The 12,075-nt window shown below is 42.8% G+C and carries 9 protein-coding genes; 6 read left to right on the forward strand and 3 right to left on the reverse strand.

What is annotated here, in order from left to right; all coding sequences use genetic code 11:
• The first annotated feature begins 219 nt into the window (after positions 1-219).
• Together ACTRWF_RS18970 and ACTRWF_RS18975 are read left to right on the forward strand one after the other, a co-directional pair.
• Positions 220-897, forward strand: a complete 678-nt coding sequence (locus ACTRWF_RS18970; protein ID WP_462836047.1) for a PAS domain S-box protein — start codon at positions 220-222, stop codon at positions 895-897.
• Entirely contained in the window at positions 873-1,958 is a 1,086-nt protein-coding gene (locus ACTRWF_RS18975) for a methyl-accepting chemotaxis protein (RefSeq protein WP_462836048.1), read from the forward strand. Before ACTRWF_RS18970 ends, ACTRWF_RS18975 begins: the two co-directional genes overlap by 25 nt.
• A gap of 78 nt (positions 1,959-2,036) precedes the next feature.
• On the opposite strand, the gene ACTRWF_RS18980 is transcribed toward ACTRWF_RS18975, so the two are convergent.
• On the reverse strand, positions 2,037-2,633 hold the full coding sequence (locus ACTRWF_RS18980) for a porin family protein (RefSeq protein WP_012519734.1): 597 nt from the start codon (positions 2,631-2,633) through the stop codon (positions 2,037-2,039).
• 511 nt (positions 2,634-3,144) lie between these two features.
• Between ACTRWF_RS18980 and katG the strand changes: the two genes are divergently transcribed.
• Positions 3,145-5,445 (forward strand): catalase/peroxidase HPI, encoded by a 2,301-nt coding sequence (gene katG, locus ACTRWF_RS18985; RefSeq protein ID WP_462836049.1) that lies wholly within the window; start codon positions 3,145-3,147, stop codon positions 5,443-5,445.
• A 346-nt stretch (positions 5,446-5,791) separates the two neighbouring features.
• Positions 5,792-6,241 carry a hypothetical protein gene (locus ACTRWF_RS18990; protein WP_287149054.1) on the forward strand — a complete coding sequence of 150 codons (450 nt, stop codon included), beginning with the start codon at positions 5,792-5,794 and terminating at the stop codon, positions 6,239-6,241.
• Between the two features lie 27 nt (positions 6,242-6,268).
• Here ACTRWF_RS18990 and ACTRWF_RS18995 read toward each other — a convergent pair whose 3' ends face one another.
• On the reverse strand, positions 6,269-7,594 hold the full coding sequence (locus ACTRWF_RS18995; RefSeq protein WP_462836050.1) for a mechanosensitive ion channel domain-containing protein: 1,326 nt from the start codon (positions 7,592-7,594) through the stop codon (positions 6,269-6,271).
• Between the two features lie 646 nt (positions 7,595-8,240).
• Positions 8,241-8,972, reverse strand: a complete 732-nt coding sequence (locus ACTRWF_RS19000) for a FadR/GntR family transcriptional regulator (protein WP_012519729.1) — start codon at positions 8,970-8,972, stop codon at positions 8,241-8,243.
• 341 nt (positions 8,973-9,313) lie between these two features.
• Between ACTRWF_RS19000 and ACTRWF_RS19005 the strand changes: the two genes are divergently transcribed.
• Together ACTRWF_RS19005 and ACTRWF_RS19010 are read left to right on the forward strand one after the other, a co-directional pair.
• Positions 9,314-11,533: a chondroitinase-B domain-containing protein gene (locus tag ACTRWF_RS19005; protein WP_462836051.1), complete on the forward strand. Its 2,220-nt coding sequence runs from the start codon at positions 9,314-9,316 to the stop codon at positions 11,531-11,533.
• Positions 11,534-11,635: 102 nt separating this feature from the next.
• Positions 11,636-12,075: PfkB family carbohydrate kinase (locus ACTRWF_RS19010; protein WP_462836052.1), on the forward strand; the 440-nt coding region annotated here is incomplete at its 3' end.

Genomic DNA, 12,075 nt, shown 5'->3' on the forward strand with positions numbered 1-12,075 from the left:
TAGTAGAGATTGCAGAATTCATACCTGATGAACATGCGTATAAAGGTTTTCTAACTCACTGATGTTAATTGATAAGTTGTTTTTTAGACGGGAGCTAAGTTGGAAATGATTAGCACAAATTGTAAGATTTTCATGCTTTACTATATTTTATGTCCATAGCTGGAAAAAACATAAGACGTAAACTATACCCTTTGTTGATATAGGTAATAGGGCAAAGTAATGAAGTTATTCTCTCGTGAAAATGCGGCCGAGCAGGCCCTCTCTCAGTCGATACTTGCGGTTGTCACTATAGACGAAAAAAACGAAATCACGTTTTACAATGAAGCCGCTCAACGCTTGTGGGGTTATACACCAAGTGAAGTGCTCGGTAAAAATATAAAAAAGTTGGTTCCGCTAGAACACCAAGCTAATCACGATAACTACGTCAATACTCACCGGCAAACCAACGTTAATAAAATTGTAGGCAGTTCGCGAGAAGTAGAGTTAGAAACGAAAAGCGGTGAACGTATTTGGGTGCAGCTAGCATTATCCCAAGTGATTGTGAGCGGTAAAAAACATTATACGGCCTTTGTTAGGGATGTCACTGAAGAGCGCGAGTCGCGTGAAATTGTAGAGCAGACCCTAGAGCAAGCGCTAGATGCTGTAGTTTGTATCGATGAAAATAACAACGTTACCTTATTTAATGCATCGGCAGAAAAACTTTGGGGATACCAAAGAGAAGAAGTTATTGGTTTTAACGTTAAAATGCTGGTTCCCCACGAAATTCAAGCGAACCACGATAACTATGTCAATGCGAATCGCGAAACCGGTCAAGACAAGATAGTTGGCACTAGTCGTGAAGTAAAAATTGAGAGAAAGGACGGCAAAGATTTATGGGGGCGTCTTTATCTAAAGTGAAGTTAGCTGATAGAACGCTTTATACTGCTTTTATAAAAGACGTTACGGAAGAAGTTGAGCAGCGAGAATTACAGCGTATGCTTTCCCTAGTTGCTAACGAAACCGATAACGCTGTCATTATCTCTGATGCTAACGGTTTAATTGAGTATGTAAACAACGGATTCTATCGTCTAACCGGTTGGGAGCTCGATGAAGTCAGAGGGAAAAAGCCCGGGTCGTTTTTACAAGGTGAAGAAACCGATCAGCGAACCGTGAGTGTTATTCGCCAAAAGATAAAAAATCGCGAAGCTTTTTACGATGAAATATTGAATTACAAAAAAGACGGGACGCCTTACTGGACGTCGCTATCGATAAACCCTGTCTTTAAAGAGGGAGAGTTAGTAAATTTTATAGCGGTTCAAGCTGATATCACCCGAGTTAAACAAATGGCGCTAGACTTCACCAATAAGCTTAAGGCTATTGGTAGCGCACTGGTGCTTTTGGAAATGGAGCCTAATGGTGAAATTATTGAGGCGAACAAGCTCTTACGTGATACGTTAAAAGACGTGATGGGCTCTCAAGCGTTTGCTAGCGAAGTCATGAAAAGCCTATCGCCTGAAGATAAAACTGCACTCGAGACATCGGGGTTTGTTTCAAAAATTATGGAATTCGATGTAGGAGAGAACTTACTGGCGTTTGATGCAAGGGTAAGCGCACTTAAGGATTTCAATGGCAGAGTGACCCGTTATGTCTTTTTTGCTGTGAACATATCGTCTCGTAAACAGGCTGTGAACGATACACAAGAGGCCATGAAAGAGCTATTGGTTACAAGCCAAACCATTAGTAATATCGTCGGAACAATTAATTCAATTTCTGAGCAAACAAACTTACTTGCGCTAAACGCTGCTATTGAGGCTGCTCGCGCGGGAGAAATGGGAAGAGGCTTTGCCGTAGTTGCAGATGAAGTAAGAACCTTAGCAGGGAATTCGCAATCCTCGTCAAACGAAATAGATAATCTCGTTAAAGCGACAGTGTCGAAAATACGAGAGTGGACGGAACTCATTCAGCGAATAGATGGCTGACAAACAACACAAAGCCTTTGCACAGGGCAAAGGCTTTGTAACTATTTAACTAAGTTTATGCGCTAACAAGCGCTTGTCTTAGAAGCGGTATTCAACACCGATGCTTGCTTGTTTTAGATCGGTCTCAAAATCGGTATCGTCGATATCATCGAACGCTTCATCTGCGTCCAATTCAGTATCATAAACGGTGTATTCAGCGTTTACTAAGAAATTACTTGTTACCGCGTAGCTAAGACCTGCACCAACGAACAAGCTTTCATCGTCGTTATCTCGTGATACGCCTGCAAAGTTGTATTCAGTTTCTGACCATAGCTGACCCGCTTTAGCATAAAGCGAGAAGCGCTCGGTAAGTGGCAAAATACCCTTGATAGCAGCGGTGTAACCATCTGTTTCAGCGCCAGCGATATCGTTACCGTAATCGCCAAAGTCGACGTAGCCACCTTCAATCGCTACCCATTCGTTAAACTTATAACCTACAAGGCCTTGCCATACGTCTTTGTCGTCGTCGAAGTCGTCTTCACCTTCAACGCGTAGGTAACCGTAATTACCACCTACGTAAAAACCACTGTCTTTTGCTTCAATCTGGTTAGACTGAGCATGGGCACCAAACGAAGCCATTGCACTGATAGAGGCAACAGTAGCTAGTCCAGTAAGTGTCTTAAGTGTGTTTTTCATAAGTTCATCCTCATTACTTCTATAACATTCCATCGACTTCTTATTGAAGTTAATGCGTGATTTATTGCACTACTCCTGTTTCAAGTGCTGTGCCATGGTAAAAATTGCAAAATTACCTTCAAAGAAAAGAAAACTTTACAGAGAGATGAGTATTTCCGCCTGTTTTTTAATCACTTGGCAAAAGGTGCCTTGTGCTATTGAAAACAAGACGAGAAAAATTTTCCCAGCCTCTGAAAGAGATTCACGACACTCATCTGACTAATATGTACGCTTCGTTAGCCGTAGCGTTTTTCTATCTGTTTAAATAAATCTGAAGGCTAACTGTCAGAATTTAATAGTTTTTTTAATTGATTGGATTTTCCAATCAGTTGAATTCATTTTATCAACTGTAAATAAAGCGTAAGCCCGTCTATCTTTTAATTGCTTACAAGGTAAACAAAATGTTAACGGTTGCGGTTTAACGCAATTGCCGCAATTTGATAACGAAAACAAACTCAGACGGGAAAAAACCATGAACATGAACAGGTTTAGAAAAGCCACGCTATCTGCACTTGTAGCACTTTCGCTAGGTGCCACAGGCGCGATTGCTAATGATCAAATTAGTAAGCCAGCCGGTGCGAAAGGCACGGGCATGACAAAAGCTTTTCAACCGAAAAGCAACCAATTTTGGTGGCCAGATCAACTTGATTTGTCACCGCTAAGGGACCATGACAACCGCTCTAACCCACTTGGCGAAGATTTCGATTACGCCAAGGCATTCTCTAAACTTGACCTTGACCAAGTTAAAAGTGACATCAATGAGCTTCTGACTACATCGCAAGATTGGTGGCCAGCAGACTTTGGAAACTATGGACCATTCTTTATTCGTCTTTCATGGCACAGTGCCGGTACCTACCGTACGCTAGACGGCCGTGGCGGCGGCGATGGCGGCCAAATGCGCTTCGACCAGTTAAACAGCTGGCCTGACAACGGAAATTTAGACAAAGCACGCCGCTTGTTGTGGCCAATCAAGCAAAAGTACGGTGAAAGCCTTTCTTGGGGCGACTTGATGATCCTCGCGGGTACAGTAGGTATGGAAAACATGGGTTTTGACACCTATGGTTTTGCGGGCGGTCGTACTGATGACTGGGAACCAGATATGGTGTATTGGGGCCCTGAAGTAGAAATGCTTGCAAGCGATCGTGAAGAGCGTGAAGGCAAACTTCAGCGTCCACTAGGTGCAACGCACATGGGTCTTATCTATGTTAACCCAGAAGGCCCTAAAGGTGTGCCTGACCCAATGGGCTCGGCAAAAAATATTCGTACCGCGTTTGCTCGTATGGCAATGAATGATGAAGAAACCGTAGCGCTAATCGCTGGTGGTCACACATTCGGTAAAATGCACGGTGCTCACAAACCAGCAGACTGCTTAGAAGCTGAGCCAGGTGGTGCAGGCCTAGAAGAGCAGGGGTTAGGTTGGAAAAACAACTGTGGTAAAGGCAACGCTGAAGATACCGTAACTAGTGGCCTTGAAGGTGCGTGGACACAACTACCTACTAAGTGGACAAGCTTATATCTTCAGAACTTATTAGGCTTTGAGTGGAAGCAAACTCGCAGCCCAGCCGGCGCTATTCAATGGGTCCCTACTGATGAGTCACTACACACATCAGTTCCGGATGCACACGTGGAAGGTAAGAAAAACCCACCAGTGATGACAACGGCTGACCTTGCGCTTAAGTATGACCCTGAGTACCGTAAAATTGCAGAACGTTTCTTAGCCGGCCCTAAAGAGTATCAGACGGCGTTTGCAAAAGCATGGTTTAAGCTAACGCACCGCGACATGGGTCCAAAGGAACGTTACCTGGGTAACGACATCCCTAAAGAAAACTTTATCTGGCAAGACCCTGTGCCTAAAGCTGATTACAAAACCATTTCTGACAAAGATGTTAAAAAGCTTAAAGCTGATATTTTAGATAGCGGCTTAACAGTACAGCAACTGGTTAAAACAGCATGGGCTGCGGCGTCAAGCTTCCGCGCTTCTGATTTACGTGGCGGTGCAAACGGTGCACGTATCGCACTAGAGCCTCAAATGAACTGGGAAGCGAACGAGCCAGAAACGGTTAAAGCAGTAGTAGCTAAACTGAAAGAACTACAAGAAGATTACAACTCGCGTATGTTCTCGAAGAAGAAAGTATCGCTTGCTGATTTGATTGTTATTGGCGGTGCTGCAGCTATCGAAAAAGCGGCTGCTGATGCTGGTGTTGAAGTTAGCGTACCTGTGGTTCCAGGTCGAACTGACGCCACGCAAGAGCAAACTGACGTTAACTCTTTCTCGCTACTTGAGCCAACCGCAGACGCGTTTAGAAACTACTACAACGCAGAAGCAAGCTATCGCTCACCAACCGATATGCTAGTAGATAAAGCTGACCAGCTAAACCTGACCGTGCCTGAAATGACGGTACTACTAGGTGGTCTGCGTTCTCTAGGTGCAAACACTGGTGGCACTAACCACGGTGTATTTACCGATAACGTGGGCACGCTTAACAATGACTTCTTCGTAACGTTGCTAGACATGGGCGTTAAGTGGAGAAAAACCGATGATGCTTCTGTTTATGAAGGCGTTAACAGAAGTACTGGCGAAGTTATGTATATTGGTACACCTGTAGACCTCGTGTTTGGTTCAAACAGTGAATTACGCGCGGTTGCTGAAGTGTATGCTTACGACAATGCGAAAACCCGCTTTGTTGAAGACTTCGTCGATGCTTGGACCAAAGTAATGACGCTAGACCGTTTTGATTTACGTCATGACCTCAATGCGAAGCTAGCGAAGTAAGTCAAACTCGTTAACTCGTAGCTTGATAGCTAACAAAAGGGGGCACTTTACTTTAGGAGGGCCCCTTTTTTATGCAAATGTTTTTATTATTTAAGCTTGTACAAGCTTTAAACATCCGCTTTGCCCATATAGTACCCAGGGTGTTGTAAAAAAGCGAAGCAACAGTCATATTGTTCTTCCTAGCTTTAAGTGAAAGTACAGCTTTCAAATTAAGCTTACGTCATCAGTATCAAAACCATCGAGTATTCGTCGAAAACCGTGTTCGAATTCGCTACACTGAACCTTATTTTTCCATCCATGACATAACTTAATGGCCAGTCTTCAACGTGCTTTAGTAAATTTAGAAATGTTAAGCGACGATATTAACGCGTTATCTTCTGATAAACTGAACACCGCCACGCACATTCACCTTTTACATAGCGTGCTAGAGGAATTGAAAAACGCTGAGGCCACTGTTGTTTTCGAAACCGAAGCCAGTTTCCATAAAACTCTGCAAGGTTCTTTATTTGAACCCATCTTTGAGCGAAAACGCATGGTAGGCGTGTATACCAAGCTGGTTGGCTATGTCATTACCGCATGGGAAGCCTCAAATAAGGCGAACGCAATCTTAGTTGATAACTTCGATGCAAGCGCAGATAAGCGTCTTGAGCTGCTTCAGGTGAAAGCTATAAGAGCCAAATCTCAACTTAAAACCGTCGCGACGGCCATGGGGCAAAACGACTACGAGAAGTTTACACAAGCGCTAGGGTTAATTGCACAAGAGTGGCAGTGGGATATGCTTCGCGCAAGGTTTTAGTCAAGCGCGAAGGTAATACTCAATGACTTACGAAGTGGTATTTCTGATACCGATATCTTGCTCGTTGATAACGCGAACTTCCCGTTGAGGGAACGGAATTTCAATATTATGCTCACGTAAGGTTTCAAAGACGGCCAGCAACAAATCACCGCCCACACGATTCTTGCCGTCGTCTATTCCTTCCATCCAGAATTCAACAAACATGTTCACGCCCGAGTCGCCAAAACTATCTATTTCACAGTCTGGTAGTTCTTCAAAAGGAATGTCTTCGCCACTGATCACTTGCGGGTGTGCCGCCACGGTATCTTTAATAATTTCTACCATTGCGCGAATATCTGTTTTGTACGCAACCGAGAAGTCGATACGATAACGTTGCTTTTGGTTTTTGTGCGTCCAATTAATGAGTAAAGAGCTGATGAATTTTTCGTTGGGTACAAGTACATCTTTCCCGTCGAAGGTTTCAAGCACGGCATAGCGCATTTTAAATTCTCTTACGATGCCTTTTTTTCCGTCTTCAAGCTCGACATAGTCACCTACGGTTAGCGACTTATCTAACAATATGATAATGCCTGATATAAAGTTAGAAGCGATAGATTGAAGCCCCAAACCAAGACCCACGCCTAACGCGCCGCCGAAAACAGCAAGGGCAGTGAGGTTGATCCCCATAACATTAAGTAACAATAAAAATACGATACAGAAAAGGGCGACTTCGAAAAGCTTAGCGAATACCTCTTTGGTGGATACATCAAGGGACTTGTGGTTTCGTATGATATCTTGACCGATGGCATTTGAACTGCGACCTAACCAAAAGAGCAGCCCGCCAAACAACACTACTCGGGTCACCCCATAGGCAGAAATCTCAACATTCCCTACTGAAATCGCTATCGACGCCAGCGCTGTTGTAACAAGTGGTAGCATGCCAACAAGGTGCAAAAATAAAATCGGTAAACCTACCCATCGCATAAGCCCTGCAATGGTTTTATTTTCAACAAAGCCGGTAATGAGTGAGTTCACAAACAGCATTAATGCCACGACAACCGCTATTTCTAATAGCCACGCGTCAAACTGAAACTGAGCGCCTAGCACAGTGGTCAGCTTTAGCATACTTATAGTGATAAGCGGGAAAAGAGCCTCACCTAAGTTATATAGAAACCCGTGCATCGTGTGTGCACCTTGCTCGGGCTTTTCTCTAGTAAACTTAAACGGCTTCTTCACTTGCCTGGCAAGTAAAAAGGCTATGCAATATATTACCGCTATGGTTGTCAGCTGAATAATAAAGCTATCAGACATAACTGATGCTTTAACGAGAGCCAATTTTTCTTCAGCATGTTGGGTTAAACTTTCAACATTCATCTTTTAATTTCACTTGGTTATCACAGCGTAAGTGTGAGTGTTATTAGCGCATAAAGTAATTTCGCGCTTTTTATCTGTTATAACAAACATGGTAAAGCTTTTTCTTACCTTTGTGCCATATAACTAGGTTTAACTTTTTTGGTCATATAGGTCTCTTAGCTTGTTATTGTGCATAAGACGCTAAAGTACTGAGGCTTTGAACTAAAGGGTGGTTATCCTAAGTTATTGATTTTATTTTTCTTAATTTTTATTTTACTCTGTTTTTATTTTATTGGCGTGAACGGGCTTGCTTAAAAAGTTCTACGGACTCGTAAAAAATTTGTCGTGAAGATTCACAAAAATAACAGGTTATCAATATTGGTGATAATAATTGGTTGGCGTCTGGTAAGACCGAAATGTAGTATGGAATGGTTTTCTGCTGCTTGAGAAAGCGGAATGTGAACAAGCTTATCTACGCGTTTAAGCAAGTTTTGGGGAAGTGGCGGGCCGTATTTTAGGTTCAATATTTACCTCGAAGTAGAACTTTGCTCTTACGCCTTAAAGCAAAATAATAAAAACAGTGACTCATAAGAGTACCCTACAAAGCAAACAGGCTTCTTAGAAATAAGAAGCCTGTTTTATTTTACAATCAGAAAACCTTCTGTCACTACTGTCTTAAATGAGCAATTGAATAGAGCCCTCTGGTTTCATCTGTTTTTCGTTTAATTTCTTCAAGTGCTTTTGCTTCACTTGCGTCAAATAACGCATTGATCAAACGATTAAAATGCTGGTGCATTGCACGGCGTGCACCGGCCGAATCTTTACTTTCTATAGCATCGTAGATAAGCGTATGTTCTTGAAGCCTTTGCTCTTCACCTTGGGAGCACACGTCACTATATGCAGCGATAACTTGTGGAACGCTTCTACGCAGTGCCCATAAGTTTTCAACAGACAACATAATTGCATTGTTGCGGGTTGCTTGAGAAATAATCTGATGGAAGCGTTGGTCGGCTTCATCCGCTTTCTCTGGCGATTTCATCTCTACTAAGGTCTGTTTCAATGCCTCTAATTCTTCACTAGAAATGGTTGCTGCTGCAAGCGCTGCCGCTTCGCCTTCAACCAATGCACGGGCCTGTGTGAGTTCAAATGCACTGATAGGCTTGGTTACCTGACCAGGCTTTTTTTGATGCAGTACATAAACGCCAGAGCCCGTCTTTACTTCAACGCGCTCGCGCACTTCAAGAGCAATGATAGCCTCGCGAATGGTAGGGCGACTAACATTATAAGTTTCTGCAAGCTCTCTTTCGGCGGGTAATCGACTACCTTCAGGATAAATCCCTTGATCAATTAGCGCCTCGAGTTTCTCAACGATGCTCCAGAAAAGACGACGAGTCTTCATATTTACAGCCCTTGTTTGCCTGTTGCTTACCAAGTAGAGGGTACACAATTGGTAAAAGAATTCTATCTGACCATTGTATATCGAAACTAGCGCAAAGCGCAAAGTCCCTAATGTATCGTTAATACTAACGCTTATTAAACGATAAAAAACCTAATTGGTAATACATTGTTTTGGTTATTGGTAAAATAAATTGGTTGTTTTTGGTTTATTTATTGGTTAGATTCTAAAATAATCGGTAACAAATAAATAACAGCATAATTGCGTTTTTGCAAAACCACGTGACCAATTAATGCGGTTAGAGCAATAAAATTTCAATACTTGCTCGGCAAGGAGAGGGATGTATGAAGTTAAAGAGTACCTTTAAGTCAGCGGTCGGCGTTGTTACTTTGTTGGCGCTAAACTCGACTGTTAACGCTGAAGACTTTTTCGTAGATTCTAAAGCATCCTATTACGATGCTGTTAGCCAGGTAGGTCCGGGAGACGATATTGTTTTTAAAAACGGAACGTATCGCGATTTCGAAATTAAGTTTCAGGCCCAAGGCAGCAAACAAGCCCCTGTTACTTTGCGTGCTGAAACAAAAGGCGAGGTGGTTTTTTCTGGTCAATCTAACTTAGCAATTGCTGGAAGCCACTTGGTGGTATCAGGGTTAGTATTTAAAAATGGTTATTCGCCTTCAGGCTCGGTCATTAGCTTTCGAGTAAATAAAGATGATGTGGCAACCCATACCCGCGTTACCGAAGTGGTTATTGAAGACTATTCAAAACCCGATAAATTTGAGAGTGACTATTGGGTTGCGCTTTATGGAAAACACAATCGCTTCGATCACTCCTATCTTGCTGGTAAGCGCAATCGTGGCGTTACCGTTGCTGTGCGACTAGATAGTGCGGATAGCACTGAAAATTACCACCAAATTGACAATAACTACTTTGGCTACCGACCTGAACTGGGCTCAAATGGCGGGGAAACACTAAGAATTGGCACAAGTCATTATTCTTTAGAAAACTCGTTCACTCGCGTTGAGAACAATGTTTTTGATAGATGTAATGGCGAAGTAGAGATTATTAGTGTTAAGTCGGGTGGGAACACCCTTCATGGCAATACCTTTATCGAGTCAAGAGGGACGCTAACCTTACGGCACGGTAATAAGAACACGATCACCAACAACGTCTTTTTAGGTAATGGTGTCCCTAACACTGGCGGAGTGCGGGTTATCAATGCTGACCAAGAAGTTGCTAACAATATATTTAAAGGGCTAACGGGCTACCGGTTTGGTAGTGGATTCACGGTAATGAATGGGGTGCCTAACTCACCACAGAACCGTTATCATCAGGTGAAAAATGCAAACATTCACCACAACACCTTTATTGATGTTTCTCACATACAGCTAGCCGCCGGCGCAGATGAAGAACGTTCAGCGCCCCCAGTAGACAGCGTATTTACGAAAAACCTTGTTGTTGCTAACAGGGTTCCCACTACATTCAGCTTCTTCGATGATATTAGCGGTATAACGTTTTCGAACAATATTGCTAATTACAGCGTTGAAAGTCAGATTGAAGCGGGTTTTACCAAGCGCACCGATATTGGTGAATCAACAAATGTGACTGTTGACGGTATGCAAGTAGGTGCAGACGATAGCGTAAAAGCATTATCAAAAGATGAGGTAGGCCCAAGCTGGTATCAAAAGAAAGAATATGAATTGCCATTTAAATCGGGTAAAGAAATAAGGGTAGACCCCGGTGTAAACACTATTTTCGATGCGGTCACACAGGCCGAAGATGGAGATGTGCTTATCTTAGGTGAAGGCAAATACAGCGAAGAAAAAATCATTAAGGTTGAAAAGGTATTGTCTATAGAAGGGGCTTCACCTGACTTGGTTACGATTTTACCCCAACGCTCTGCTTTATTCGAAATTAGCGACAATGGGGCTTTAGCGCTTCAAAGGGTAACCTTAGCGGGCACAGATGCGCCTGATGCGGCAGGCAATACACTAATTCGTACCAAAAAATGGGGCATGTTAACGAACTACCGCTTCACCATGGATAACGTGAAAGTGGTCGATGTAGATATTAATCATAGTTTTCATTTCTTTTCTGCTGGTGCGCGAAGCTTTGCCACGCATTTTTCTGTGACGAACAGCCATTTTGAAACAATTTCTGGAAACGTATTTGCGTTCAATAAAGAAAAAGATGACTTGGGTATCTACAACGTTGAAGTACTCAACATTAGCAACAATGTTTTTGAAAACGTGAGCGGAGCACTCGCCTTGATTTATCGTGGGGGGACGGATGAGAGTACATTCGGGCCCAAAGTAACGTTGAGTGATAATACGCTGACCAAGGTGGGTCACGGCAAAAGAAATAAGCGCAAAGCAAGCATCTTCCTTCATGGCGTCCAAAAAACAAACATTCGAAATAATACGTTCGACTCTAGTGCGAAGGTACGCATTGAGCACACGGTCGGTGAGCCACAAACAACGCTTAGCCAAAATAGCTTTAGTAACACCGATAAGCCGTCAATTATAGATTTTCTAACGGCTAAAGACGGCTGCCAGTGTCAGTAATTATAGTCATTAGAGTAAGTCAATTGGCGTTGCTTGCTGCAGCGCCGAATAATGTTAAAACAAGCAAATAATACAAAGCTATGAGTTCGTAGGGTGGAATATATGAGAGTTGGTTTTATTGGCGAGTGCATGGCTGAACTTAAAAAAGTGGATGGTTTACTGCAGGAAGGTTTTGCAGGCGATACCTTTAATTCTGCCGTTTATTTAAAACGCACATTCCCAGCATTAGAGAGTTATTTTATTAGTGCGATAGGGAGTGACCCGCTTTCTAAAGAGATGCTGGAATTTACTCGAGGTGAGTCAATCAATACGCGCTTTTTATATGCTCACCCAGACAAACATATCGGGCTTTACAAAATTTATACTGATGCGTGCGGTGAGCGTTCATTTACCTATTGGCGAAATGACTCTGCAGCAAAGGGTTTGATGTCGTTATTAAATGAATCAGATGCAGCGTCGCTTACCGCCATGGATATGGTCCTTTTTTCTGGAATTTCTCTGGCGGTGTTAAACAGAGAAGATCTTAATAAATTTTGGCGTTT

The organism is Alteromonas sp. G5_S2_22_S1 (assembly GCF_054968525.1).

Excerpts from the sequence above, each read along its gene's own strand:
- ACTRWF_RS18970 (WP_462836047.1), top strand. The coding sequence starts at position 220 with ATGAAGTTATTCTCTCGTGAAAATGCGGCCGAGCAGGCCCTCTCTCAG.
- ACTRWF_RS18980 (WP_012519734.1), bottom strand. The coding sequence starts at position 2,633 with ATGAAAAACACACTTAAGACACTTACTGGACTAGCTACTGTTGCCTCT.
- ACTRWF_RS18975 (WP_462836048.1), top strand. The coding sequence starts at position 873 with ATGGGGGCGTCTTTATCTAAAGTGAAGTTAGCTGATAGAACGCTTTAT.
- ACTRWF_RS19005 (WP_462836051.1), top strand. The coding sequence starts at position 9,314 with ATGAAGTTAAAGAGTACCTTTAAGTCAGCGGTCGGCGTTGTTACTTTG.
- ACTRWF_RS18995 (WP_462836050.1), bottom strand. The coding sequence starts at position 7,594 with ATGAATGTTGAAAGTTTAACCCAACATGCTGAAGAAAAATTGGCTCTC.
- ACTRWF_RS18990 (WP_287149054.1), top strand. The coding sequence starts at position 5,792 with ATGTTAAGCGACGATATTAACGCGTTATCTTCTGATAAACTGAACACC.
- ACTRWF_RS19000 (WP_012519729.1), bottom strand. The coding sequence starts at position 8,972 with ATGAAGACTCGTCGTCTTTTCTGGAGCATCGTTGAGAAACTCGAGGCG.
- katG (WP_462836049.1), top strand. The coding sequence starts at position 3,145 with ATGAACATGAACAGGTTTAGAAAAGCCACGCTATCTGCACTTGTAGCA.